The organism is Bradyrhizobium sp. WBOS07, assembly GCF_024585165.1.
Classification (GTDB): Bacteria; Pseudomonadota; Alphaproteobacteria; order Rhizobiales; family Xanthobacteraceae; genus Bradyrhizobium; species Bradyrhizobium japonicum_B.
On the sequence record NZ_CP029008.1, the window covers coordinates 1,092,076 to 1,118,091 of the forward strand.

Below are 26,016 nucleotides of genomic sequence, written 5' to 3' on the forward strand. Positions count from 1 at the left end.
GGAAGGTTCGATTGCAATGTTCGTAGCGTTGTGCAAATCGCTGTTGCCAGAAGTTTTACATCAGGAGGAACCATCGTGCGTCGATCACTCATCCTAACAACAACCATTCTCGCGCTCGCCGCGGGCACCGCCGCACGGGCCGACGATCTCAAGATCGGACTGATCTACGGCAAGACCGGCCCGCTCGAGGCCTATGCCAAGCAGACCGAGACCGGCCTGAAGATGGGTTTCGAATACGCCACCAAGGGCAGCATGACGCTCGACGGCCGCAAGATCGTCATCATCACCAAGGACGACCAGGGCAAGCCGGACCTTGCGAAGGCCGCGCTCGCCGAAGCCTATCAGGACGACAAGGTCGATATCGCTATTGGCACGACTTCGTCCGCCGCCGCGCTCGCCATTCTGCCCGTCGCCGAAGAGAACAAGAAGATCCTGATCGTCGAGCCCGCCGTCGCGGATCAGATTACCGGGGAGAAGTGGAATCGCTACATCTTCCGCACCGGGCGCAACTCCTCGCAGGACGCGATCTCCAACGCGGTCGCGATCGGCAAGCAGGGCGTCACTGTCGCAACGCTGGCGCAGGACTACGCGTTCGGCCGTGACGGCGTCGCCGCCTTCAAGGACGCGCTCGCCAAGACCGGCGCCACGCTCGCCGCCGAAGAATATGCCCCGACCTCGACCACCGACTTCACCGCGGTCGGCCAGCGCCTGTTCGACGCGCTGAAGGACAAGCCGGGCCGCAAGGTGATCTGGGTGATCTGGGCCGGCGCCGGCAATCCGCTGGCCAAGCTGCAGGACATGGACCCGAAACGCTACGGCATCGAGCTCTCCACCGGCGGCAACATCCTGCCGGCGCTCGCGGCCTATAAGGGCCTGCCCGGCATGGAAGGCGCGACCTATTATTTCTACGACATTCCGAAGAATCCGGTGAACGACTGGCTGGTCGCCGAGCACCAGAAGCGCTTTAACGCGCCGCCGGATTTCTTCACCGCCGGCGGCTTCGCCGCCGCGATGTCCGTCGTCGCCGCCGTCACCAAGGCGAAGTCGACCGATACCGAGAAGCTGATCACGGCGATGGAGGGCCTGGAGTTCGACACGCCGAAGGGCAAGATGGTGTTCCGGAAGGAAGACCATCAGGCGCTGCAGAGCATGTATCACTTCAAGGTCAAGGTCGATCCGAACGTCGCCTGGGCCGTGCTCGAGCCGGTGCGCGAGCTGAAGATCGAGGACATGCAAGTTCCGGTCAAGAACAAGCGCTGAGGTCTTGCTTCACCTCTCCCGCTCTTGTCCGCCGAAGCCTTGGCGAAGGCGGATGCGGGAGAGGCCGGGAGAGGGCTTCCTCCTCTTGGGGCTCTCGCCTGTGGAGACAGCCCTCTCCCCCGCCCTCCCCCGCACGCGGGGGAGGGAGCGCAGCGTGACCTGCGGATATATCCCGGTTCATCATTTGTAAGATTCTCGATGCCGCTCACCCTCGAAACCCGCGATCTCACCATCCGCTTCGGCGGTCATGTCGCGGTCAACAATGTCTCCTGCACGTTTCGTCCGGGCGAGCTCACCGCGATCGTCGGGCCGAACGGCGCCGGCAAGACCACTTATTTCAACTTGATCTCGGGCCAGCTGCGCGCTTCGCACGGCAGCATCCTGTTCGACGGCGCCGACATCACCCAGCTTTCCGCGCCGCTGCGCACCCGCGCCGGCCTTGGGCGGGCTTTCCAGCTCACCAATCTGTTTCCGAACCTCACCGTGGAAGAAAACGTGCGCCTGGCGGTGCAGGCGGCAAACGGCACCCATTACGACATGCTGCGGCCCTGGATGGTGCGCCGCGACCTGATCGCACGCGCAGACGGCATCCTCGACCAGGTCGCGCTCGGCAGCCGCCGCGGCGTCGCCGCGACCGCGCTGTCGCATGGCGACCAGCGCAAGCTCGAGGTCGCGCTGATGATCGCGCTCGAGCCCAAGGTTTTCATGTTCGACGAGCCGACCGCCGGCATGAGCATCGACGAGGTGCCTGTCGTCCTCAACCTGATCGCGCAGCTCAAGCAGGACAAGAGCAAGATCATCCTCCTGGTCGAGCACAAGATGGACGTTGTGCGCTCGCTCGCCGACCGCATCATCGTGCTGCATAACGGCCAGCTCGTCGCCGACGGCCCGCCCGCGGAAGTGATCGCCTCGCCGATCGTGCAGGAGGCCTATCTCGGCGTCGCCCCCAAAAACGCAGCGAGCGTCGCATGACCGATCTGCTCAAGCTCACCGGGGTGCACACCCATATCGGCCGCTATCACATCCTCCAGGGCATCGACCTCGCGGTTCCCGAGGGGCAGGTCACGATGCTGCTCGGCCGCAACGGGGCCGGCAAGACCACGACGCTGCGCACCATCATGGGGCTGTGGCAGGCCTCGAGCGGCGAAATCAACCTCGGTGGCGAGCGCATCGAGGGCGGCGCCACGCCCGATATCGCGCGGCTCGGCGTCGGCTACGTGCCGGAGAGCATGGCGGTGTTCTCCGATCTCACGGTGAAGGAGAACCTGGTGCTGGCGGCGCGCGACGGCCCGCTCGACGACAGCCAGCTCGACTGGATCTTCGGCTTCTTCCCGGCGCTGCGCCGGTTCTGGCTGTCGCGTGCGGGAAGCCTCTCGGGCGGGCAGAAGCAGATGTTGTCGATCGCGCGCGCCATCATCGAGCCGCGCAAGCTGCTCCTGATCGACGAGCCGACCAAGGGCCTGGCGCCCGCGATCGTGATGGCGCTGATCGAGTGCCTGAAGGAAATCAAGCGCAAGGGCGCGACCATCCTGCTGGTCGAACAGAACTTCTTCGCCGCCCGCGAGCTCGGCGACAACGTGCTGGTGATGGACAACGGCACCATCGTCCATCGTGGCGAGATGGCGGCGCTCGCCGCCGACGTGCCGCTGCAGGAGCGGCTGCTCGGCCTGAGCCTGGAGACACATCAGTGACCGAACTTGCCGCAAACGATCCTCTGCCGAAGCCGAAGCGCGATCTCGCGCCGATCCTGCTGCCGGTCGCGCTCGCGCTGCTCATGATCCCGCTGATCGGCTCGACCTCCTCCTGGCTGACGCTGACCGCGGCGAGCCTTGCGATGGGCATGATGATCTTCATCATGGCCTCCGGGCTGACGCTGGTGTTCGGCCTGATGGACGTGCTCAATTTCGGCCATGGCGCCTTCATCGCCGTCGGCGCCTATGTCGCGACCCTGGTGCTGGCGCCGTTCGCGGCCTCCATTCAAGCCGATTCGCTGTGGATGAACCTCGCGGTGCTGGCACCGGCCGCGCTGCTCTCGATGGCGGTGTCGGGCGCCCTCGGCCTCGTCGTCGAGCGCGTGCTGATCCTCCCCGTCTACGGTCAGCACCTGAAGCAGATCCTGATGACGACTGGCGGCCTCATCGTGGCCGAGCAGACGCTCTATGCGCTGTGGGGACCGCAGATCATCCCGATGCCGCTGCCGGCCTCGCTGCGCGGCTCCTTCATCATCGGCGATGTCGCCATCGCCAAGTACCGCGTGCTGGCAATGCTGATCGGCCTCGGCATCTTCATCGCGATCCAGCTCGTCCTCAATCGCAGCAAGCTCGGCCTTCTGATCCGGGCCGGCGTCGAGAACCGCGAGATGGTGGAGGCGCTCGGCTATCGCATCCGCCGCCTGTTCCTCGGCGTCTTCATGACCGGATCGGCGCTCGCCGGCCTCGGCGGCGTGATGTGGGCGCTCTATCGCGAACAGGTCCACGCCTCCATGAGCGACGACCTCACCGTGCTGATCTTCATCGTCGTCATCATCGGCGGCCTGGGATCGATTGGCGGCTGCTTCATCGGTGCGATCCTGGTGGCCATGGTCGCCAATTATGGCGGCTTCCTGGTGCCGAAACTCGCCCTCGTCTCCAACATCCTGCTGATGGTCGCCATTCTGATGTGGCGGCCGCGCGGCCTCTATGCGGTGACCAGCCGATGATGATCCTCTCCGGCGATCCGCCGCGCAGCCGCGTCCTCACGCTCGTTCTCGTCGTCATCATCCTGGCGCTGGCGGCGACGCCGTTCCTGTTTCCGGGCGCCAAGGCGCTGAACGTCGCGGCCAAGATCTGCGTCTTCGCCGCGCTGGTCGCCTCCTATGACCTCCTGCTCGGCTATACCGGCTCGGTGTCGTTCGCCCACACCATGTTTTACGGCATCGGCAGCTACGCCATCGCCATCGCGCTCTACGGGATGGGCCCGAATTGGGCCGCGGTCGCAACCGGCATCGTCACCGGCCTGCCACTCGCAGCCCTGCTCGCGCTCGCCATCGGGCTGTTCTCGCTGCGGGTTGCGGCGATCTTCTTTGCCATGATCACGCTCGCGGTCGCCTCCGCGTTCCAGGTGCTGGCCTCGCAACTGTCCTGGTTGACCGGCGGCGAGGACGGGCGCAGCTTCCGGCTGCCGGAACTGCTCCGACCGGGCACGGTGCTGATCCCCAAGGACATGTTCGGCTTCGAAATCAACGGCCGCATCCTGACCTATTACCTCGTGTTCGCAGGCTCCGCGTTGATGATCCTCGCTTTGCTCCGTGTCGTGAACTCGCCGTTCGGGCGTGTGCTGCAGGCGATCCGCGAGAACCGCTTTCGCGCCGAGGCGCTCGGCTTCCGCACGGTGTTTCACCTGACCTACGCCAATTGCCTCGCCGCCCTCGTCGCCGCCGGCGCCGGCATCCTGAACGCGCTGTGGCTGCGCTATGCCGGCCCCGATACCTCGCTCAGCTTCTCGATCATGCTGGACATCCTGCTGATGGTCGTGATCGGTGGCATGGGCACGATCTACGGCGCGATCATCGGCGCCAGCATCTTCATCCTCGCCCAGAACTATCTGCAGTCGCTGATGGGCGTCGCCTCCAACGCGGCCTCGGAGGCCGGCCTGCCGCTGCTGCCCGGGCTGCTGCATCCCGACCGCTGGCTGCTGTGGCTCGGGCTATTGTTCATCGCCAGCGTCTATTTCTTCCCGACCGGCGTGGTCGGACGGCTGCGCAATCCCGCGGGCGGCAAGAGCGCCGGCAATTCGCATTAACGCAGGATTCATGATGCAGCGCGGCGATTGCCGTGCGCGCAGCACAACCGCGAGGCGATTCACGCTCGGCTAGGTATGACTGCGGTCGCACAACTCGATTAATGCTTAGGTAACTGGCTTTCCTAAGGTTTAGGCCATTTGTGCGGTGTATTCGTGTTCCTCCAGGGAGGGGGAATGCGCCAGGTCTTTTCCACGGTGGCCGCCGGAACGTCTCTAGCCGCAAGGAACGGCTGGGAGGCATTGATGCGCCGTGGTCCCGTCCTGTGGTTGACCCTGTGCGGCGTGTTGCTGGTCGCGGCCATCTTCGGCGTGACGGCCATCGCCGTCGGCGAGTTTCGCGAGCGCGCGCTGTCCAATCGCGAGCGCGAGCTCGAAAACACGGTGCAGCTGATCGCGCGGCACTTCGACCAGCAGTTCGAGGATTCCGACGTCGTCGCCGCCGATCTGATCGCGCAAATAAACCTGGCGGAGATCAACTCCCCGGAGACGTTCCGCGAGCGCATGTCCGGGCCTGCAGCGCACCAGATGCTGCGCGGCAAGATCAGCCCGGTGTCCTATCTCGGCGATATCGCGATCTACGATGCCGACGGCGAGCTGATCAACTGGTCGCGGGCCCAGCCGCTGCCCAAGGTCAACGTTTCATCCCGGGCCTACTTTCAGACATTCAAGACGAACCCGCGGTCCGAACCGGTGCTGCTGGAATCCGTCCGCAGCTTCATCATCAGCAAATGGACCACGATCGTCGCACGCCGCTTGAACGGCGCGGACGGCACTTTCCTCGGCGCGATGGTCCGCCGGATCGACCCGGACAGCTACAGGAACTATTTCGCATCCGTCGCGCTTGCCGAGGGCACGGCCATCTCGCTGTTCGATCGCGAGGGCAAGATGCTGGCGCGCTATCCGCATGCCGAGGAGCTGATCGGCCGAAATTTCAAGAATGGGCCGCTGATGCAGAGGGTGCTGGCCGAGGGCGGTCTTCAGACGCTGCGGGGCAAGAGCCCGATCGACGGCGAGGAGCGACTTGGCTCGGCCGCGTCGCTGACGCATTTCCCACTCGTTATTCTCGCCACCAACACCACGGCGGCAGCCCTGGCAGATTGGCGGCAGCAGACCAGTTTCATGGTGACCACCGCCGCAATTTCGGCCGCCATCATCGCGCTGATCCTCTACCTGATCATTCGCCAGATCAACCGGCAGAACCGCGAGGCGCAGGAACGGCTGGAAGCGGAGCGGCTGCGGCTCGACACCGCCCTGAACAACATGACGCAGGGGCTGATCCTGTATGACGCGAGCGGCACCATCGTCACCTGCAACCGCCGTTATGCCGACATGTTCGGTCTCTCTCACGACGTCATCAAGCCCGGCTGCCATATCCGCGAGGCGATGTATCATCGCAAGGAGTGCGGCGCTTTCGACGGCGACGTCGAGGCGTTTTGCGCCGACGTGATGCGGGTGGTCGCCGAAGGCACGGTCTCCACGAGAACGCATCAGCTGGCCAACGGCCGCGCCTTTCAAGTCATCAACACCCCGCTCGCCCAGGGCGGCTGGGTCGCCACGATCGAAGACATCACCGAGCGCCGCCACCTGGAACAGGAACGCGATCGCAACCACACCTTCCTGCGGGAGATCATCGATCATATCCCGTCCCGGATCACCGTGAAGGACGCCCGGACGCGACGCTATCTCCTGGCGAACCAGGTGGCCGAGGAACAGCTCGACGAAACTGCGGAGACGATCGTCGGCAAGAGCGCATTCGACCTTTACCCGACGGAAGCCGCCGAAATCATCACCCGGGACGACGACAGGGTGCTGCAATCGCCGAACGGGCTGTTTCTGGACGAGCACGTCTGGCACACGCCGGCTGTCGGACCGCGCTATATCACCTCGACCCGGATCGGCATCCGCGACAAGTCCGGCGAGCCGCGCTACATCATCAATGTCGTCGATGACGTCACCGAGCGGCGCCGGGCCGACGAGAAGATCGCGCATATGGCGCATTACGATGCGCTGACCGACCTGCCGAACCGCACGTTGTTCCGCGAGCAGATCGAACGTGAGCTGGCGAAGGTCGCGGGCGGGGATCAGTTCGCGCTGCTCTATATCGACGTCGACGAGTTCAAGGGCATCAACGATTCGCTCGGTCATCACGTCGGCGACGAGCTGTTGAAGGCGATCGCAAGCCGTCTGCGCGGCTGTCTCAAGGAGGGCGATCTGATCGCACGACTGGGCGGCGACGAGTTTGCGGTGATCCAGACCGGGATCCAATCCTCCGCCGAGGTGCTGGCCTTCGTGACCCACATCTATCAGGCGATCCGGCAGCCCTATCATTGTCTCGGCCATCAGCTCTCCACCGACGCGAGCATCGGCATCGCGCTGGCGCCGCAGGACGGGACCGATCTCGACCAGCTCGTCAAGAACGCCGACCTCGCGATGTACGGTGCCAAGGCCGAAGGGCGCCGCACCCATCGCTTCTTCGAGCCGGCAATGGATGCCTGCGCCAGGGCGCGCCTGAGCATGGAGCAGGATTTGCGCCAGGCGCTGGTGGACGGCGGCTTCGAGATTCACTATCAGCCGCTGGTCGATCTGCGCTCAGGCGAGGTCACGGGCTGCGAGGCGCTGCTGCGCTGGCGCCATCCCGAGCGCGGCATGGTGTCGCCGGCGGAGTTCATTCCTGTCGCCGAGGACACCGGCCTGATCACCGAGCTCGGCGACTGGGTGCTGCGCATGGCCTGCAACGAGGCCGCGACCTGGCCGACGCATATCCGCGTCGCGGTCAACGTGTCGCCGGTGCAGCTCAAATGCGACACGCTGGCGCTCCGCATCGCAGGCGCACTCGCCGCGTCCGGCCTCGACCCGCGCCGGCTCGAGCTCGAGATCACCGAGGCCGTGCTGATCCGCGACGACGAGGCTGCGCTTTCGATCCTGCACCAGCTCCGCTCGATCGGCGTCCGCATCGCGCTCGACGATTTCGGCACCGGTTATTCCTCGCTGAGCTATCTCAAGCGCTTCCCGTTCGACAAGATCAAGATCGACCGCTGCTTCGTCGCCGACATCGCGGAGGCGAGCGGTTCGCCCGTGATCGTGCAGGCAGTGGTGAACATCGCCGCCGCCAGCAGCATGACCACGGTTGCCGAGGGCGTCGAGACCGAGGCGCAGCGCGAGATGCTGCGCACACTCGGCTGCACGCAGATGCAGGGCTATCTGTTCAGCGCGCCGAAGCCGGCCGCCGAGGTGCGCAAGCTGTTCGGTCCGGACGATGGCTTGCCTGGAGCCGTGCCGGTGGCGGCGGTGGCCTGATCGCAAAGCCAGCGAAGTCGCCGAGCAGGACACCTGGACGAACTTCGGGCGAGACGTCGGCCAAGTCCTCGACCCGAACGGGTGGCTCGCCGACCTCGCCAGCCTCGGCCGGCAGGCCGCAGCGGTTCCGGGCGCTTTCCCGGCGCAAGACGGCTCAAGGCCCATTGCGGCGAGAAGCGGTTGCTCCCCCCTCGGCAATCGGCTAAATGAACCTCGACTAGCACCCGTAGCTCAGCTGGATAGAGCGTTGCCCTCCGAAGGCAAAGGTCACACGTTCGAATCGTGTCGGGTGCGCCAGTCCTGCCGCCAAATGTCTCAATTCAAGCGCCAGATCGCCGCGTTGAGCACGCCGGCAAAACCGACCCAGGCCGCATAAGGCACGAACAACGCCGCCGCCAGTCTGTCACGTGACAGCTCGAGACCGATATAGGTGATGATCGCAACGAACAGGCAGATCAGGATGGCGAGCGCGGCGCCGATCTGGTGCATCGTGAACATCACCGGCGACCAGGCGAAATTGAGCGCCAGTTGCGCCGCCCAGGCCAGCATCGCCTTGCCGGAGGGGTCACGCCGAAAGGTCCGCCAGCCCGCGATTGCGATCATGACGTAGAGAATGGTCCAGGCCACCGGGAACGCCCAGTTCGGCGGCACGAAGCCCGGCTTGGCGAGGCCGGCATACCAGTCGCCCGGCGGATTGGTCGCGCCGATCAGCCATCCCATGCCGACCACGCCCACCACGAAGACCAACAGCTGCAGCATCCCTCACCTCGCGCTTCTCATGGTGCAATTGTATCATCTTTCCATGAGCGAATCCGACAAGGTGACGGGCGAGGCCTCGCCGGTGCGCAAGATCATCCATATCGACATGGATGCCTTCTACGCGTCGGTGGAACAACGCGACAATCCGGAGCTGCGCGGAAAGCCGGTTGCGGTCGGAGGCTCGGCGGAACGCGGCGTCGTCGCGGCCGCGAGCTACGAGGCGCGCAAGTTCGGCGTTCGCTCCGCCATGCCGTCGGTGACGGCGAAGCGGCTATGTCCCGATTTGATCTTCGTCAGGCCGCGCTTCGAGGTCTACAAGGCGATCTCCAGGCAGATCCGCGACATCTTCGCCGAGCACACGCCGATCATCGAACCGTTGTCGCTCGACGAGGCCTATCTCGACGTGACGGAAAATCTGCAAGGCATCCCGCTGGCGCGGGACATCGCGCTGCGAATCCGCGAGAAGATCAAGGCCGAAACCGGCCTCAACGCGTCGGCCGGCATCTCCTACAACAAGTTTCTGGCCAAGCTCGCTTCCGATCATCGCAAGCCCAACGGACAGTTCGTGATCGCGCCGGAGATGGGACCGGCTTTCGTCGAAACGCTGCCGGTCGGCAAGTTTCACGGCATCGGGCCGGCGACTGCCGCGAAGATGAATTCACTCGGCCTGTTCACCGGCCTCGACATCCGCAACCAGACGCTGGAATTCATGAATGCGAATTTCGGCAAGTCGGGCGCCTATTATTACTGGATCTCGCGCGGCGTCGACGAACGGCCGGTTCGGGCCAACCGGATTCGCAAGTCCATCGGCGCGGAGAACACGTTCTCGACCGATCTGGCCGAATATGACGCGCTGGCCGCCGAGCTCAGACCTCTCGTCGACAAGGTCTGGCGCCACTGCGAGGCGACCGGCAATCGCGGCCGCACCGTCACCCTGAAGATCAAGTTCGCCGACTTCGAGATCATCACGCGCAGCAGGTCCGTCCTGGCCGCGGTCAGGGGCCGGGACGATCTGGAGCGGCTGGCCTGCGGCCTGCTCGAGGCCGAGATGCCGCTGGGAAAGCGCGTCAGGCTGCTGGGGGTCTCGCTGTCCGCCCTCCAGGCCGGCGACGACGTGGAGCCGCAGCTGACGCTCGGCATCTGAGCGAGGCCGCTGGCCGGAAGCGCAAGGTTGATCGAGAACAACTGAGGACATCCCTGTGTGGCGAGAGGCCTCACCCGCCGCGCTCTGCGAGCGCGTCGGCCTCTCCCGCAAGCGGGAGAGGCCGAGCAAGCCTGGGCAGCACCCGTGTCACATTCAATGCCGCATGTGCTCGAACACCACGATCACGCCGGTCGGCTCGGGCTCGTGCGCCATCAGGCGGGTTAGGTCGGAATCGCCCCAATCGGCGAGGCTGACGACTTCACCGCTCTGGCGATCGGCGCCGGGCGACGCAGTGGGCTCGAGCACCTTGAGGCCCATTTCGTCGACGAAGAAGGTGTGCTCGCCGAACATGCTGTTGAGCTGCGGCATGGCGGGATGTTCGTCGGGCAGCACCTGGGCGCCGAGCTGGTTGACGGTCTGCTTCACCTGTTCGGATGTGAGCTTCATGAGCTGCTCCGTTCTGTGTCCGGTTTCATTGGCCTCGGCGGGAGCGCGCGTTCCCTGCGCCTTTGTCCGCCTGGCTCAAGCCCGAACAGGTGCTGCAGACAAATGTTCCGGCGAAATGCATTTTGTGATCCCGCGTTCGCATCTGCCGCGTTCACGGCACGAGATCGCCACAGGATGCACACGATCTGTCGGTGAGCTACGCTCACATACTATTCGCTGCGGTTCTCGCCCACCGACAGCGCGCAGATGCGCGATAGATAAGTGTAGGGCAGGCCGGTTTCCTCGGCCCAGGCGTTGAACTGTGCCTGCACCTTGGCGAGATCGCCCTTCGACTTGACCTCTTCTGCAATGTCGAGACCGGCATCGCGCAGGCAGACGACGACGTCCTTGGACGTCACAAAGCCGTCCCAGCCGACGAAGCGCAGCAACATCTGGCCGGTGTTGCCGCCGAGACGGCTGCCGCGCCTGGTCAGGAGATCGAGCAGGCCGATCTGGTTGGACGACGGCCATTTCGCCAGAAACTTGCCGAAGCTGCCATGCTCCTTCGCGATCTCCTGGACGAACGCGGCGTTGTCGCGCACCGACATGATCTTGGCCCCGTTGCGCACGATGCGCGCGTCGCGCAACAGGCCTTCCCAATAGTCTTCCGGCTGGAAGCTGAGCTTGGCGGGCTGGAACTGCAGGAAGGCCTCTTCAAAGCCTTCCCATTTCGACTCGATCACGCTCCAGGCGAAACCGGCGCAGAACACCCGCTTGGTCATCTCGGCCAGGATGCGATCGTCGCCGAGCTTGGCCAGACGCTTCAGGTCGGGCTTTTCCGGCATCAGCTTTTCCAGGGCCTTAGGCCCGCCCTTGCGTTTCTCGGCACGGGCGCGAATGGTCTTGAAGGGGGGCATGCGGACACGAGCGGTTGAGGGCCCGTCACGACATCAGAATTCGCGCCACAGGTCCAGCACCGCGGAGGTGAAGTCCGTGATGATGATGCGCCAGGGCGCAGATTGTCGAGTGTGCGTCCCAGGGGCGCACCCTCCGAGAGCCCGCGCACGGCCGAAGCGGTTGATTTCGCCTCAAAGTTGCTATTGGATGTTGCAGTAGTAAACAGGCATCAGTCGCCGCTTTCCTTGGACTGTGATCGATTGCGCGATCCCGGTTGCACCTCCGCCCGTATCGTTTTCCGACGGAGCGGAACGACGAGCGGTGTCGCAGCCCAATAATGTGACTTATTCCTGCAATGTCCTTTGTCTCCGTCGCGTTCCTCTGTCTCGTCCCCGCGACCTTCCTGCTATACCACGCTACTTCTAGGCTCCCGGTCCAGAATCTGATCATATTGACGGCAAGCTACGTATTTTACGGCTGGTGGGACTGGCGCTTCCTGCCCTTGCTGATCGGAATTTCCATCGTCAATTACGCTGCGGCGATCCTGATCGCCGCTACCCCTCACGAACACACCCGAAAGCTTCTGGTTTTTTCCGCGGTCGCGGCGGCGATGCTCGTTCTCGCGATATTCAAGTATTTCAACTTCTTCGTCGATTCGTTCGCGACGCTTGCGCAGCGCGCTGGTCTCCGTGCGAACCTGCCGACATTGCACATCGTCTTGCCGCTCGGCATCTCCTTCATCACCTTCCAGGGCATCGCCTATGTGGTCGACGTCTATCGCGGCAGACATGTCGCGGAGAGAAGCCTCGTCAAGTTTCTCGCCTTCAAGGCGTTCTTCCCGCAGCTCGTGGCGGGACCGATCGAAAGAGCCAGCAATCTCCTCGATCAATTTTCCAAGCCGCGCCAATTCACGGCCGACCACGCCGAGCGCGCGCTCTGGCTCCTGATCTACGGCTATGCCATGAAGATCGTGGTGGCGGACAGCCTGGCGGTGATCGTCGACACGCTCTTCATTCCGGATCAGCCTTTTGGCTGGTCGGTCGTGCTCGCCACGATCGCATTCGGCATCCAGATCTATGCCGATTTCAATGGATACAGCCTGATCGCAAAAGGCGTCGCACTGCTGTTCGGCTTCGAGCTGATTTGGAATTTCCGTTACCCTTATTGGTCGGTTTCGATCAGCGAGTTCTGGCGACGCTGGCACATCAGCCTCAGCACATGGCTGCGGGACTATTTGTATATCCCGCTCGGGGGCAACCGCCACGGCGCGGCGATCACGAACCGGAATCTGATGCTGACCATGGCATTGGGAGGCCTCTGGCACGGCGCATCCTGGACTTTCGTGCTTTGGGGGCTGCTTCATGGCGCAGCTCTCGCGCTATGGCGTAGGGTGCCGGACGGAGACGCGCCGTCGTCAAAGGTGGCTCGCGCCGCTGGCTGGGCCGTGACGATGCTGGTTGTATTTGTCGGCTGGTTTCTCTTTCGAGCCGCCAATTGGACCTTGCTGGTCGGCATGCTGAGCGCTCTCGCGAACTGGGAATGGGCGCCGGTGCACAGCGCCATCGTGCTGGCAATTCTGTCGTTGGCGGGCCCGCTGATGCTCCTGGAATGGCAGTTGAAGTTGCGCGGTGACTATTTCCTGCTTCGCCGGCCTGCGTGGATGAGATATCCGCTGTTTGCAGCTCTGGCGGCTGTGACCATCGCGGCGTCCGGGCACGTCAACGCCACCTTCATCTACTTTCAGTTCTAGCCATGCTGAAGCGCACGATCCAGGCGATCGAAAAATGGCCGCTGAGCCATGCGGTCCAGACTGTGGCGTGCAAATTTGTTCCGGTCGCGGTATTGACCGCACTCATCCTCGGTAGCGCGCATTACATCTACCAGCAGAGCAAGCATCAATGGTCGCGCGGCATCGAGACCTATATCGTGCTCGAGCAGATCAGGCGTTCGGAGCGGCTGCCGACCTCCGATCTCGCCTTTCTCGGCGACAGTTCGTGCCTTTTCGGAGTTCACGTCCCGACCCTCTTGCAGGCGTTTCCAGGATCGAACGTCGAATCGTTCTGCACCATCGGGTTCGTCGGCCCGGATGGCTACGCTGCCATGCTCGACAAGATGATCGCCCGAGGACGCCAACCGAGGAAGCTCGTTCTGGTGTTCAGTCCGGTCCAGTTCGAGCGCGATCCAAGATGGAACGCGTGGCCGGAGTTCATCAGGACGGACCATTTCGAAGCTCCTTCCGTCCTGACCTTTCCGGCCGGGGGGCTCGAATATATCCGGCTGCTGATGGAGCGGGCGGTGTACAACCCGCTCCCGGGCGCTTATGCGGTCTACTATGGCGGCAAGGACCAGTTCATTTCGACCATTTGGCGCGAGCATGGCGGCGCCATTGAGCCCAACCGGATGCTCAATGTACGTTCGCTGAAAGCTTTCAGGGCCACGCTGGCCGGTCACGCTCTTCTCAAGCCGCTACCCGATTCAAAACCATTCGTGATGAACGCGGAATTCGAAAAGGCTCTCGACTCTCTGTCCGCAACGCTTTCGAAGCTCGATCGCTCAAAGATCTATCTCGTGATCGCGCCGGTCAATTCGGTCAATGCTCAGGGCGGCCCGCAGAGCTTCCACACCGACGCCGGCAGGAAAATTGCGGCTCGCCTTGACCTTGATCCATCGCAGTTTCTGGATACCCCGGGCGTCATGCTGGATATCTCTTTGCGCATTATCCGTCGCATTTGCACCGGTGGGGACGGATCATCTACACCGAGCAGCTTGCCAGGACACTGGCCGATCGAGGAATCCTGGAATCCGCCGGCAACTGATCCGTCTGCGCCGCTGAAACGCGTCACACACGGGAGAGTGACGGCACCTCCTCCGGCAGGATCGCCTGAAGGCCGCCGAAGCGGCGTTCGCGGCCGTGGAAGGAGGCCAGCGCCGCGGCGAGATCGCCGGCGTCGAATTCGGGCCACATCCGCTCGGTGAAGTGCAGCTCGGCATACGCCCCTTCCCAGAGCAGGAAGTCCGAGAGCCGCTTCTCGCCCGAGGTGCGGATGATGAGATCGACGTCGCGCAGGCCCGCTTCGCCGGTGACGAGCTGCGAGAAGGCTTCGCGGGTGAGGCTGGTCAGCGCCGCCGCCTTCGCCGCGGCATTGAGGATGGCATCGCGCGCGGAATAATCGACCGCGATACGCAAATGCAGCGTGGCGCCGCCGGCGGTGGCCTGTTCGGCCTGCGCGATCGCGCTGGCGATGCCTTCGGGCAGGCGATCGCGGCGACCGATCACGGTGAGCCGCACGCCGTTCTTGACCAGGCTCTGCACCTCGTTGGCGAGATAGAAGCGCAGCAAGGTCATCAATGCGGCTACCTCGGCCTTTGGCCTCCGCCAATTGTCGGTGGAGAAGGCGTAGAGCGTCAGCGTGCCGATGCCCTGCTTGGGCGCGGCCTCAACGATGCGGCGGATGGTCTCGACGCCGGCCTCGTGGCCGCGCACGCGCGACAGGCCGCGCCGCGTCGCCCATCTCCCGTTGCCGTCCATGATGATACCGACATGAAGCTTCTCGCTATGGGACGCATCACTTTGCATTGCAAAGTCTCCGGTCAAAAAAGGGGAAGGATCAGGTCGAGACGATGCCGAGGCGGCCGAGCGGCGGCGCCTCGCGGCCGGCGGCCCTGGCGGCATCGCGCACCAGGCGTTCCAGCACGGCGAGATAATCGAGGAAACGGCGGCGCCCGGTCTTGGTGAGGCGGCAGGTGGTGTGCGGACGGTTGCCCTCGTAGCCCTTGGTCACGTCGACGAGGCCGGCCTCCTGGAGCACGGCAAGGTGCCGGCTGAGATTGCCGTCGGTGAGGCCGCACAGCTGCTTGAGGTCGGCAAAAGCCAGCCCCTTGGGATGCGCCATCAGCGAGGTCAGAAGACCGAGCCTCGCCTTCTCGTGGATCACGCGGTCAAGCCCTTCGTAGGAGAAGGGTGCGCTGTCAGTCTTCGACATCATGGTCTCCGGATGCGACATGCAGAATGGCCGCCATCAGCGACTGCCCGATCAGGAAGGGCAGGCCCATGGTCCATGGTGACAGCGTGTGGGTCTGGCTCGCGATCACCACCACCGAAAAGCCGGACACGAAATACCAGGCGCCGGCGAGCGCCACGGGGCGCGGCAGCGAGCGGACGGAGGCGAAAATGCCGATCGACACCAGGATCTGCCACAGGCCCGGCAGCAGCCACAACGTCTCGGCGGCGAACTTCCACATCACCACCGCGAGCAGCACGCCGGCAACGCCTGCGGGCAGGAACTGCTCGACCGCCTGGTGGATCATGGCGTCGGCCAGACCCGAATGATGGCGGCGCGAACGCGCCCGCATCTCGATCCCGATCATCAGGACGGACAGCGCGGCGGCGACGAACCAGCCGGCGAAGAAGCCGAGCGGCTCAGCCGTGGGATCGCCGAGCAGCCAGAATTGCAGCACCGCCGTGATGAGCGCGACGGCACCGGTCGCGGCCATCGTCGCCGGGCCGTAGCCGCGGAACGCCGTGCCGGCCGCGATCTGGCTGCGGATTGCCACGATGTCGGCCAGGGCCTTGTCGAGATCGCGCATTGGCAACGCCGAAGCCTCGTTCCGCTCACGCCTCACGGGACCGCAGCCCCGTTACTTTGTATTGCAAAGCTTACGGCATCGCAAAGTAAATGCAAGTCCGAAAGTTGCGAGTAGAAGGATGAAAGTCGGAGCGAACAACTGACGGTTGCGCCTCACCTGCGCTCACGGATAAGATGGATGCAAGGGCGTTCCCGGAGGCTGGTATGTGGTTGAGGTCGCTTGTCGTTGCGTTGTTGTCACAATTGGCTCTCGCCGGCACCGCCGATGCGAAAGGCCCCTTTGGCAGCCTCAAGATCGGTAACTGGATCGGGGGCGCGTTCAGCAACGATGAGACCGGCGCCTTCTCGCATTGCGCCGCCACATCGCCCTATGCGAACGGCGTCATCCTGGTCGTGAGCCAGAATTCCGCCGGCACCTGGTTGCTGGCCTTTGCAAGTCCCGGCTACAGCTTCAACAAGGGCGAGAACGCTGCCATCGACGTGACCTTCGATGGCCAGGAGCAGGCCAGGCTGTACGCGACGGCGTATCAGCCCAACATGCTCACGGCCGTCATGCCGCTCAATGTCGTGCGGACGTTCCAGAAGGCGAGCCTTATGGTGGCAACCGCCGGTCGCACCGTTCTGAACTTCGATCTGACCTCGACCGGGCCGGTGATCGCCGCACTGGCCAATTGCGTCACGAGAGTGAAAGCCGACGGTCTCGATAAGGCCGGCGACTTCACCAAGGGTGCGGCCAAGCCCGCAATGGCCAACGACAAGCAAGGTGCGCTTCCCGCCAAGCCGGCGCGAACCGGGACGTTCACGGGGACCGGTTTCGTGGCGAGTCCCAACGGACATATCGTCACCAATAGTCACGTGATCGATAGCTGCACCGGAGACATCAAGGGCAATCTCGCCGGAGAGGCCGCCATGGTTCTGCGCGTCGTCTCCAGCGACGCGACCAACGACCTTGCACTGCTGCAAGCGCCGGCGACCGCGTCATTCAAGGACTTCGCCAGGATTCGGGACCGCTCGATGCACTCCGGCGATTCCGTGGTGGCCATCGGCTTCCCGCTGCACGGCTATCTTTCCTCCGACCTGACCGTGACCACGGGCATCGTCAGCTCGCTCAGCGGATTCCGCAATCACACGGGACGCCTGCAGATCAGCGCCGCGATTCAGGCGGGGAATAGTGGAGGCCCCTTGTTCGACATGTCCGGTCAAGTCGCCGGCGTCGTCGTCGCCAAGCTCAACGCGCTCAGGATGATCAAGGAGACCGGTCAGCTGACCGAGAACATCAACTTCGCGATCAAAACCGGCGCGCTGCGCGACTTCCTCGACAATTCCGTGGTGCGCTACCAGACTGCAGAGCCCAAGGGCGAGCTGAAGGCGGCCGAGATCGCCGCGAACGCCCGCGCCTACACGATGCTGATCTCGTGCATCGGCACGGAACAAGCCGACGCCAAGCGATAGCGTCGGCTGGTTTTCCGGCCGTAACGAGCGCTGCGCAATCGGGCTAAGATGCCCGTTGGCGTTGCTATGGGCCTATTCGACCTTGAGGCCGGCGAACTCGACCACCTTCCGCCACTTCTCGGTCTCGGCCTTGATCTCCTCGCCGAACGCTTCCGGAGTCTGCGGCCGCGGCTCGCCGCCGAGGTCGACCAGGCGCTTGGCCATGTCGGGCTCCTTGAGCACCGCGTTGACCTCGGCGTTGAGCTTGGCAATGATGTCCTTCGGAGTGTTCTTCGGTGCACCCATGCCGAACAGCGCGCTGGCCTCGTAGCCCTTCACGGTCTCGGCGACCGTCTGCACGTCGGGCAATTGCGGCGAGCGCTCCGCCGTGGTGACGCCGATCGCACGAAGCGAGCCGGAGCGGATGTGCTGGATGATCGAGGGCATGTTGTCGAAGATCACCTGCACCTGACCGGCGAGCATGTCGGTGATCGCCGGCGCCGCCCCGCGATAGGGCACGTGCTGCATCTTGCAGCCGGTCATGGCCATGAACATCTCGCCGGAGAGGTGCACCGAGGTGCCGTTGCCGGACGAGGCCATGTTCACCTTGCCGGGATTGGCCTTCACATATTCGATGAACTCGGCGACGTTCTTCGCCGGCACGTCCTTGCTGACGGTCATCACGTTCGGCACGCGCTGGAACGAGGCGACCGGCGCCATGTCGTTCACGAAGTTGAACTTGAGATTCTTGTAGAGCGAGGCGTTGATGTAATTGGCCGGGTTGACCAGCTGCAGCGTGTAGCCGTCGGGCTCGGCATTGATGACCGATTCGGTGGCGATGTTGTTGCCGGCACCCGGCTTGTTCTCGACCACGAATTGCTGGCCGAGCTTTTCCGAAAGCCGCTGGCCGATCAGCCGCGCCAGGATGTCGGTGGCGCCGCCCGGCGGATAGCCCACCACCCATTTCACGGGCCGGGCCGGATAATCGGCGGCAAGAGCCTTCGACAGCGGGGTGGCTGCAAGCGGACTGGCGGCGAGCAGGCCCAGCGCGGTACGGCGAGTGATCATCTCAAGGGTTCTCCCAGTGTTGTTCTTGAAGGTCGAATAGCTTGTAGGTCGAGCCGATCGGGTTGTAACAAAGGTCGTCGCGGGCGGAAAGTGCGCGGGGCGCATCATGACGAAAGGATGAGACATGACGGTCAAGGTTCATGCCCTGGATCATCTCGTGATCAATGTCAGCGATGTTGCGGCGACAGCGGAGTGGTACCGCGAGATTCTCGGCATGGAAGTCAAGGTGTTCGATCCCGGCGGCGGCAAAGCGCCGCGGACTTTCCTTCAATTCGGTAACCAGAGGATCAACGTGCGCCAGCGCGATGCCGACAGGGTGGGGTGGTTCACCGCCGGCCATCCGACCGCCGGCAGCGAGGACCTCTGCTTCCTCACCTCGGCCACGCCGGAGGAGGTGGTGGCGCATCTGGGTGCACACGGCGTCGCGATCGAGGCCGGTCCAGGCCCGCGGCAAGGCGCCCGCGGCACGCTGCGCTCGGTCTATTGCCGGGATCCCGACGGCAGCCTGATCGAGATCTCGTCGTACGCGGATTGAGGCCGACAGGACCGCACCCGCCTCAAACACCGTCGTTGCGAGGAGAAGCAATCCAGACCGGCTCGGTGGAGACAGTCTGGATTGCTTCGCTTCGCTCGCAATGACGGCCGAGGGGAACGCGGACGACATACGCCTCCCGATTTGCACCCTGCCTCATCCGATGGCAGGAAGACGCAATAATCGCATGACAGCCGCCATCAAGATGCAGGCTGCACGGGGAGGAACCATTGCCACTTCGACAAACCACCGCCGGAATCGTAGGCCCGTTCGACGGGCTCGACGTGCCCTGGTTGCTCAAGATGCGCGCCGAGGTCCGGCGCGATCATCCGTTCCTGATCTGGGCGCCGTTCGATGCGCCGGCGCGGCGCTGGAGCTATGGCGAGTTTCACGAGCGGGTCGGCGCGCTGGCGGCGGGGCTGGCACAGCGCGGCGTGAAGCCGGGCGAATATGTACTCATTCATCTCGACAATTGCATCGAGGCGATGCTGGCCTGGTTTGCCTGTGTCGAGCTCGGGGCCATCGCGGTCACCACCAACACGCGCTCGGCACCGGCCGAGATCGCGTATTTCGCAGATCATTGCGGCGCGGTTGCCGCGATCACCCAGCCGGCCTATGCGGAACTCGTCGCGCAGAACTGCCGCAACATTCGCTGGATGGCGGTGACCTCACATGATGCCGGCGCGGCGCCTGCGCGGGCGGCCTCACGCGGTGACAGGTTTGAATCGCTGTTCGCCGACAGCGCCGACCGCCCCAGGCGCCCGACCGATCCGCTGGCGCCGTGCAGCGTGCAGTACACCTCGGGCACGACATCGCGACCCAAAGCGGTGCTGTGGACCCACGCCAACGCGCTATGGGGCGCCAAGATCAACGCCGCGCACGAGGACCTGCACGCGAGCGATGTGCACCAGACCTACCTGCCGCTGTTCCACACCAACGCGCTGGCCTATTCCATGCTGGCGACGCTGTGGGTCGGCGCCACTTGCGTGATCCAGCCGCGCTTCTCCGCGAGCCGGTTCTGGGGCGTCGCGCGCGAGCACGGCGCGACCTGGACCTCGACCATCCCGTTCTGCATGAAGGCGCTGCTGGAGCAGGAGGTCCCGAAAGACCACAAATTCCGCCTGTGGGGCACCGCGATCAACGAGCCGCCGGCCTTCGCCGCCTTCGGCATCAAGATGATCGGCTGGTGGGGCATGACCGAGACCATCACCCATGGCATCGTCGGCGAGGTCGACCAGCCCAACGTCCCGATGTCGATCGGCCGGGCCGCGCCCGAATATCAGATCCGCATCACCGACGACGACGGGCGGCCGACCGAGGTCGGCGGCACCGGCAATCTGTCGATCAAGGGCATTCCCGGCCTGTCGCTGTTCGCCGAATATCTCCACAATGAGAAAGCCACGCGCGAGAGCTTCGACGAGCACGGCTTCTTCCTCACCGGCGACCGCGTCGAGCGGCTCCAGAACGGCTACATCAAGTTCGGCGACCGCGCCAAGGACATGCTGAAGGTCGGCGGCGAGAACGTCGCGGCCTCCGAGATCGAGCAGGTGATTGCGCTGGTCCCAGGCGTGCGCGAGGCCGCCGTGGTGGCGAAGCCGCACCCGATGCTGGACGAGGTGCCGGTGGTCTTCATCATCCCCTTGGGCGGTGTCGCCGGCGCCGCGCCCGATCTGCACGAGCGGGTGATGGAAGCCTGCCGCAAAGGCCTTGCCGATTTCAAGGTGCCGCGCGAGATCAGGCTGGTCGACGACATGCCGCGCTCGACGCTGGAGAAGGTGGCGAAGGCGGAGCTGCGGAAGATGGTCGGGTAGCGGCGTCGCCCAACGGCACACTGCCGCAGGGTGGGCAAAGCGAAGCGTGCCCACCAGCTTTCTCAATCCGGATGCATATGGTGGGCACGGCGCTACGCGCCTTTGCCCAGCTTACGGCAGCCGAGAATGCCGAACTAGAACGACCCCAGCGCCACTGGGCGGAACGCCTGCAGCAGCTGCTGGTCCAGCTTGCCGCTCATGCCTTCCATCATGGCGAACGCACGCGAATGCGTAAACGGCATGCGGTAGGCGCGTTTCTCGACCAGCGCGGCGTAGATGTCGACGATCGTCGTGAGACGCACGATGTCGCTGATCTGGTTCGACGACAGGCCGTTCGGATAGCCGCTGCCGTCGAGAAATTCGTGGTGATGCAGGATCACGTCGAGCATCTCCGGCGGGAAGCCGCCCTGGGCGGCAAGCGCGTCATAGCCGCGGCGCGGATGCTGGCGCACCTCGGCCATCTCCTCGTCGGTGAGCTTGCCGGGTTTGTCGAGCAGCGCGGAGGGAACGAAGGCCTTGCCGACGTCGTGAAGCAGCGCGGCGCGGACGAGGCGGCGCTGATCGTCCTCGCGCATGCCGAGATGCTGCGCGAAGGCGACCGCGAAGCCGGTGACGAACAGGCAGTGGCGATAGCTGCCGACATGATGGCAGCCGACCGTGGTGAGCCATTCGCGCAGCGAGGAATGCTTGATCGCCTTCAGGATCTTGCTTTCCGCCGCGATGACGTCGTCGAAGGTCAGGGGCACGCCGAGCGGCAGCTTCTCGAACATCTTCGCCAGCACCGCATGCGCCGCCTCGACGCCGCGGTTGAGCGTCTTGCCGCGATCGGTCGCGTCATAGGCCGCGGTGTCCGGGAAGGCGGCGCGGATGCGCTGCAGGATGGCCTCGGCCTGCAGCGGCCGCGAGATGGTGTCGGTAGCCCCTAACGCCCAGGCCTGCATGGTGCCGTGATGGAGCGCGTCCGCGAGCACGAACAGCCGCGGCATCGAGCGATAGGCATCGCCGCGCAGCTTGTTGCGCACCCGCTGCACGCTTTCGGGCGAGCGCAGGTTGATGTCGACCACGAGGCCGGAGAGATCGCGCGAGGGCTTTTCGGGGATGTCCTGCGTCGTCACCGTCGAGACGTCGCCGACCGCCTTCAGGATGCTGGCGAGCTCGGAACTCTCGTCGCTCCGGTCGGAGGCGAGCAGAAGCCGGCGTTTGGCGGCGGATTTGGCTGGCGCGTTCATGGCTTCCCCAAAGCATGGGATCGGGATTTGGCATCAGCCTAAGCCGGATCAGGTTCTCCGGCCCTTAAGAGGCGTGCTCAATGGAACCTTGGGGAATTCGGTGCAATTTTACGGGTCCTGGTTGCGATGGCGGGACCCGAAATCCGCAAAACAACCCCATGCACAGTGGAATGGCATTGATAACAAAGGGCAATTTTTCGCGCTTTCGCGCCCCCCTGCGCTGTCATTCGCCGCTAGAGTGAGCAAGAGACAAGAGGGACGGAAACCATGCCTGGGATCAATCGGGACGGCGTCAACATCTATTACGAGGTTCACGGCGAGGGACCGCCGCTGCTGCTCACCCATGGTTATTCGTCGACGTCGGCGATGTGGCATGGCCAGGTCGATGCGCTCGCCAACGAGCACAAGCTGATCCTGTGGGACATGCGCGGCCACGGCCGGTCCGACTATCCCGATGATCCCCGCGCGTACAGCGAAGCCCTCACGGTCGGCGACATGGCGGCGATCCTCGATGCGGTCGGTGCGGAGCGCGCGATCATCGGCGGATTGTCGCTCGGCGGCTACATGTCGCTCGCGTTCTATCGCGCCCATCCGGAGCGGGCCCGCGCGCTGCTGATTATCGACACCGGCCCCGGTTTCAAGAAGGACGACGCGCGCGAGGCCTGGAATGCGCGGGCGCTCGCCACCGCCGACAGGCTCGATCGCGAGGGCCTCGAGGTCCTGAAATCGGCAACGCCCGAGCGCGCCGCCGCCAGTCATCGCAATGCCAAGGGACTGGCGCTCGCCGCACGGGGCATGCTGACCCAGCGCGATGCCCGCGTGATCGAGCTGCTGCCCGACATCAAGGTGCCCTCGCTGATCGTGGTCGGTGCCGACGACACGCCGTTCCTGGCCGCGTCCGACTACATGGCCGCAAAAATCCCCGGTGCACAAAAGGTCGTGATCCCCGCAGCCGGTCACGCCGTCAACATCGATCAACCCAAGGCTTTTGTTGACGCGGTCTCGGCTTTCCTGAAGAACGTGCCGAAATAGACCTATCAAGCAGGGACGTAGGCGATGAAGCGGGCGATGCTGGCTGCGGGCACGATGTTGCTGTCGATATCTGTGCAGGCCGAGCCGTTCGGTGCCGCGCCGACGCGCCAGCCTTTCGTCAACACCTTATCCAACAACGTTCCGCTCGCCTTCGGCATGGATGCCGAAGAGACCGCCCGCGCCCTCGGACAGCCGCTGCAATATGTGCGCGGGCGTCCCGGCAACGAGATCTATCTCGCACTTCGCAACATCGGCGGCAGCGGCCTGATCCCCTATCGCCACCGTCTGTTCCTGCAATTCCGTCACGGACGGCTGGCAGGATGGAAGGAGGATTACGGCGAGAACTGGATGTGGGAGTGAGAGCGTCGCGCGCCGACACGTCCGGATCGTCGTGGCCGGGACAAGCCCGGGCATGACCAGTTTGTGGAACGAGCGAACTCCCTATCGACGACCAACCAAGAAGGACAACCCGCGTGGGACAGGACATCAAGCTGACGGCCTCCGACAATTTCCAGCTCGGCGCTTATCGCGCCGATCCCTCGGGCGCACCGAAGGGCGCGGTGGTGGTGATCCAGGAGATCTTTGGCGTCAATCACCACATCCGCGCGGTCTGCGACCGCCTCGCCGGGGAAGGCTATGTCGCGATCGCGCCGTCGATCTTCGACCGCACCGCGCCGAACTTCCAGTCGGGCTATTCGCCCGACGAGGTCGCCGAAGCGCGCAAGTTCGTTGCCAATCCGGACTGGGCCGCGATGCTGCGCGACACGCAGGCGGCGATCGATGCGGTGAAGGACATCGGCCCGGTCGGGATCATCGGCTTTTGCCTGGGCGGCAGCATCGCCTTCGTCGCGGCGACACGATTGACCGGCCTGAAGGCCGCGATCGGCTATTACGGCGGCGCCGTCGTTCGCTTTGCCGAGGAGACGCCGAAGGTGCCGACCCAATTGCATTTCGGCGAGAAGGATGCGGGCATCCCCTTGACCGACGTGGAAACCATCAAGTCGAAACGGCCGGAGGTGGAGATCTTCGTCTATCCGGGCGCGCAGCACGGCTTCCATTGCGACGAGCGCGCCAGCTACGACAAGGCCAGCGCCGACATCGCCTGGCCGCGCAGCATGGAATTCTTTGCGAAGCATTTGAGATAGGACTTGCGTTTCTCTTCTGTCATTCCGGGATGCGCCGCGAAGCGGTGCAGGCCCGGAATCCACACTCCCGATCGTGGTTATGGAGTCCGGGCTCGCGCTGCGCGCGCCCCGGAATGACGAGAGGAGAGCGGGAATCGGGTGGCTGCAGCGTGGCGCGCGGCGATAGAGCTGGCGGATCAAAGCCAACTCACGCCGGGAGATCGCCATGCAGCAAGCCATCACGCATCTCGTCATTCGCAATCCGTTCGGAACCATGGATGTCCCTTCTCCCGACGATTCCGAGGTGATGGATTATGCCGATACGGCCTCGCTGCCCGGCGATGCCACGGATGACAATGCGGCATCGTGGGCAGCGATCGCAGCGCGATCCGATCCGCTCGAAGGCGTATGGGCGAGCCGCTGGAACGGCGGGGCCGATCCGACCATTGCCGGCGATACGCCGAACAAGTGGAAACAGGGCCGCGCGGAGATCCGCGTCGGGGCCGGCCGGGTCTATCTGCGCTTCGACTGGGACAATGGCCGCCGGCACGGGCTGATCGAGGCCGCGCGCGAAGGCGCAGCTCGCCTGGTCGGAAAATACATCAACCTGACGACGCCGGCGATCACGCGGCCATGGGTCGGCCTCGTGATCGACGCTAGCCGGATCGACGGATGTTTTCCGAACGGCCGGCTGGATTTTCGAAGGTAGGAATCTGGTGACGTCCCCCGCCGTCATTCCGGGATGCGCCGACAGGCGCAGGCCCCGCAATCCATCGTGGGGCAGTGTCGGTGGAGAAATGGATTCCGGGTTCGCGCTAACGCCCGCCCCGGAATGACGAGAAGAGAGAGTTCGGCTGAAGCCTAGAACCAGCGCTCGCCGACGAACACGGTGTCGCCGGGGTTCAAAGGCGTGCCGAGCGGCACCACGGCGCGCATGGATCCGCCGCGCTCGGTGTGGGTGACGGTGACCACGTCGCGCTTGGCGCGGGGCGAGAAGCCGCCGGCGATCGCGACCGCGCTCTCGACCGTCATGTTCGGCACGTAAGGATATTGGCCGGGCGCGGTGACTTCGCCGAGGATGAAGAACGGACGATAGGCCTCGATCTCCACCGCGACCGAAGGCTCGCGAATGTAGCCGTTGCGCAGGCGCGCGGCGATCTCGCCGGCAAGTCCGGCGGTGGTGCGGCCGCGGGCCGGCACCGCGCCGATCAGCGGCATGGTGATGGAGCCGCCGGCATCGATGGCGTAGCTGTTGGTGAGACCTTCCTGGCCGTAGACCACGACGCGGAGCTTGTCGCCGGCGTCGAGATGGTAGGAGGCATCATAGCGCACCGGCGCCGCCATCGGCGCAGCGTAGCCGACCGGCATGGGGGCGGGCGACGAGGCAAAGGAGTTGCGCAGCGCACCGATGGCGCCGCCGCCGTCGGCGACGACAACCGGCTGCGGCGCATTGTAGGGCTGGCCATAGGCCATGGAATCGAGGTCGGCGCGCGGTGGCATGACCGCGACGGGGCCCGCGGTCTGCATGCAGCCGCCAAGGGTCAGCGCGGCGGACGCTGTCAGGACCACTGCCGAGATCGACGATCGAAACGCGCGTGCAACTGGCACCGGACCTATCCCTCGAAACGAGACAGCTCCAG

At 64.5% G+C, this 26,016-nt stretch carries 24 protein-coding genes and 1 tRNA gene; 16 read left to right on the forward strand and 9 right to left on the reverse strand.

The window, feature by feature from the left end; translation table 11 throughout:
- Nucleotides 1-75: 75 nt before the first annotated feature.
- The 7 genes from DCM79_RS05135 to DCM79_RS05165 all read left to right on the forward strand — a co-directional run bounded on the left by DCM79_RS05135 (nt 76) and on the right by DCM79_RS05165 (nt 8,634).
- Nucleotides 76-1,260, forward strand: coding sequence for a substrate-binding domain-containing protein (locus tag DCM79_RS05135; protein WP_028133759.1), 1,185 nt, complete (start codon nt 76-78; stop codon nt 1,258-1,260).
- Nucleotides 1,261-1,458: 198 nt separating this feature from the next.
- Nucleotides 1,459-2,232 carry an ABC transporter ATP-binding protein gene (locus tag DCM79_RS05140; RefSeq protein ID WP_257178934.1) on the forward strand — a complete coding sequence of 258 codons (774 nt, stop codon included), beginning with the start codon at nt 1,459-1,461 and terminating at the stop codon, nt 2,230-2,232.
- Nucleotides 2,229-2,951, forward strand: a complete 723-nt coding sequence (locus DCM79_RS05145; protein WP_257178935.1) for an ABC transporter ATP-binding protein — start codon at nt 2,229-2,231, stop codon at nt 2,949-2,951. The genes DCM79_RS05140 and DCM79_RS05145 overlap by 4 nt, the downstream gene beginning before the upstream one ends.
- Nucleotides 2,948-3,958, forward strand: a complete 1,011-nt coding sequence (locus DCM79_RS05150; protein WP_257178936.1) for a branched-chain amino acid ABC transporter permease — start codon at nt 2,948-2,950, stop codon at nt 3,956-3,958. The genes DCM79_RS05145 and DCM79_RS05150 overlap by 4 nt, the downstream gene beginning before the upstream one ends.
- Nucleotides 3,955-5,040 (forward strand): branched-chain amino acid ABC transporter permease, encoded by a 1,086-nt coding sequence (locus DCM79_RS05155; RefSeq protein WP_257178937.1) that lies wholly within the window; start codon nt 3,955-3,957, stop codon nt 5,038-5,040. The genes DCM79_RS05150 and DCM79_RS05155 overlap by 4 nt, the downstream gene beginning before the upstream one ends.
- Nucleotides 5,041-5,214: 174 nt before the next feature.
- Entirely contained in the window at nt 5,215-8,337 is a 3,123-nt protein-coding gene (locus tag DCM79_RS05160; RefSeq protein WP_257178938.1) for an EAL domain-containing protein, read from the forward strand.
- A gap of 220 nt (nt 8,338-8,557) precedes the next feature.
- Nucleotides 8,558-8,634 (forward strand) — tRNA-Arg (locus DCM79_RS05165).
- Between the two features lie 18 nt (nt 8,635-8,652).
- Here DCM79_RS05165 and DCM79_RS05170 read toward each other — a convergent pair.
- Entirely contained in the window at nt 8,653-9,096 is a 444-nt protein-coding gene (locus tag DCM79_RS05170) for a TspO/MBR family protein (protein WP_257178939.1), read from the reverse strand.
- A 43-nt stretch (nt 9,097-9,139) separates the two neighbouring features.
- Here DCM79_RS05170 and dinB point away from each other — a divergent pair, with 43 nt between their 5' ends.
- On the forward strand, nt 9,140-10,240 hold the full coding sequence (gene dinB, locus DCM79_RS05175; RefSeq protein ID WP_257178940.1) for a DNA polymerase IV: 1,101 nt from the start codon (nt 9,140-9,142) through the stop codon (nt 10,238-10,240).
- 153 nt (nt 10,241-10,393) lie between these two features.
- On the opposite strand, the gene DCM79_RS05180 is transcribed toward dinB, so the two are convergent.
- Nucleotides 10,394-10,687, reverse strand: a complete 294-nt coding sequence (locus DCM79_RS05180) for a hypothetical protein (protein ID WP_257178941.1) — start codon at nt 10,685-10,687, stop codon at nt 10,394-10,396.
- 209 nt (nt 10,688-10,896) lie between these two features.
- Nucleotides 10,897-11,583, reverse strand: a complete 687-nt coding sequence (locus DCM79_RS05185; protein ID WP_257178942.1) for a DNA-3-methyladenine glycosylase I — start codon at nt 11,581-11,583, stop codon at nt 10,897-10,899.
- 431 nt (nt 11,584-12,014) lie between these two features.
- Between DCM79_RS05185 and DCM79_RS05190 the strand changes: the two genes are divergently transcribed.
- On the forward strand, nt 12,015-13,313 hold the full coding sequence (locus DCM79_RS05190) for an MBOAT family protein (protein WP_257178943.1): 1,299 nt from the start codon (nt 12,015-12,017) through the stop codon (nt 13,311-13,313).
- A 1,089-nt stretch (nt 13,314-14,402) separates the two neighbouring features.
- Here the strand turns inward: DCM79_RS05190 and DCM79_RS05195 are convergent.
- From DCM79_RS05195 to DCM79_RS05205, 3 genes are read right to left on the reverse strand one after another with little or no spacing between them, the layout of a single operon-like run.
- On the reverse strand, nt 14,403-15,140 hold the full coding sequence (locus tag DCM79_RS05195; RefSeq protein ID WP_257178944.1) for a di-trans,poly-cis-decaprenylcistransferase: 738 nt from the start codon (nt 15,138-15,140) through the stop codon (nt 14,403-14,405).
- A gap of 31 nt (nt 15,141-15,171) precedes the next feature.
- Nucleotides 15,172-15,546 carry a transcriptional regulator gene (locus DCM79_RS05200; protein WP_257178945.1) on the reverse strand — a complete coding sequence of 125 codons (375 nt, stop codon included), beginning with the start codon at nt 15,544-15,546 and terminating at the stop codon, nt 15,172-15,174.
- A complete protein-coding gene (locus DCM79_RS05205; protein ID WP_257178946.1) occupies nt 15,533-16,150 on the reverse strand; it encodes a hypothetical protein in 618 nt (205 codons plus the stop codon). The genes DCM79_RS05200 and DCM79_RS05205 overlap by 14 nt, the downstream gene beginning before the upstream one ends.
- 203 nt (nt 16,151-16,353) lie before the next feature.
- Between DCM79_RS05205 and DCM79_RS05210 the strand changes: the two genes are divergently transcribed.
- Entirely contained in the window at nt 16,354-17,601 is a 1,248-nt protein-coding gene (locus DCM79_RS05210) for a S1C family serine protease (protein WP_257178947.1), read from the forward strand.
- Between the two features lie 72 nt (nt 17,602-17,673).
- Here DCM79_RS05210 and DCM79_RS05215 read toward each other — a convergent pair whose 3' ends face one another.
- Nucleotides 17,674-18,648, reverse strand: a complete 975-nt coding sequence (locus DCM79_RS05215) for a tripartite tricarboxylate transporter substrate binding protein (RefSeq protein ID WP_257178948.1) — start codon at nt 18,646-18,648, stop codon at nt 17,674-17,676.
- A 124-nt stretch (nt 18,649-18,772) separates the two neighbouring features.
- Between DCM79_RS05215 and DCM79_RS05220 the strand changes: the two genes are divergently transcribed.
- Nucleotides 18,773-19,183, forward strand: coding sequence for a VOC family protein (locus DCM79_RS05220; RefSeq protein ID WP_257178949.1), 411 nt, complete (start codon nt 18,773-18,775; stop codon nt 19,181-19,183).
- A 299-nt stretch (nt 19,184-19,482) separates the two neighbouring features.
- Nucleotides 19,483-20,991, forward strand: coding sequence for an AMP-binding protein (locus tag DCM79_RS05225; RefSeq protein WP_257180699.1), 1,509 nt, complete (start codon nt 19,483-19,485; stop codon nt 20,989-20,991).
- A 134-nt stretch (nt 20,992-21,125) separates the two neighbouring features.
- Here DCM79_RS05225 and DCM79_RS05230 read toward each other — a convergent pair whose 3' ends face one another.
- Nucleotides 21,126-22,220 carry an HD-GYP domain-containing protein gene (locus tag DCM79_RS05230; protein ID WP_028133695.1) on the reverse strand — a complete coding sequence of 365 codons (1,095 nt, stop codon included), beginning with the start codon at nt 22,218-22,220 and terminating at the stop codon, nt 21,126-21,128.
- A gap of 267 nt (nt 22,221-22,487) precedes the next feature.
- On the opposite strand from DCM79_RS05230, the gene DCM79_RS05235 reads away from it, so the two are divergent.
- From DCM79_RS05235 to DCM79_RS05250, 4 genes are all read left to right on the forward strand, one after another.
- A complete protein-coding gene (locus DCM79_RS05235; protein ID WP_257178950.1) occupies nt 22,488-23,252 on the forward strand; it encodes an alpha/beta fold hydrolase in 765 nt (254 codons plus the stop codon).
- 24 nt (nt 23,253-23,276) lie between these two features.
- On the forward strand, nt 23,277-23,612 hold the full coding sequence (locus DCM79_RS05240; RefSeq protein ID WP_257178951.1) for a hypothetical protein: 336 nt from the start codon (nt 23,277-23,279) through the stop codon (nt 23,610-23,612).
- Between the two features lie 113 nt (nt 23,613-23,725).
- The gene (locus DCM79_RS05245) at nt 23,726-24,397 is read left to right on the forward strand and encodes a dienelactone hydrolase family protein (RefSeq protein ID WP_257178952.1); all 672 of its coding nucleotides are present in this window, start codon (nt 23,726-23,728) and stop codon (nt 24,395-24,397) included.
- A 205-nt stretch (nt 24,398-24,602) separates the two neighbouring features.
- On the forward strand, nt 24,603-25,085 hold the full coding sequence (locus DCM79_RS05250) for a hypothetical protein (RefSeq protein ID WP_257178953.1): 483 nt from the start codon (nt 24,603-24,605) through the stop codon (nt 25,083-25,085).
- Nucleotides 25,086-25,237: 152 nt separating this feature from the next.
- On the opposite strand, the gene DCM79_RS05255 is transcribed toward DCM79_RS05250, so the two are convergent.
- A complete protein-coding gene (locus DCM79_RS05255; RefSeq protein WP_028133690.1) occupies nt 25,238-25,984 on the reverse strand; it encodes a polysaccharide biosynthesis/export family protein in 747 nt (248 codons plus the stop codon).
- Between the last annotated feature and the right edge of the window lie 32 nt (nt 25,985-26,016).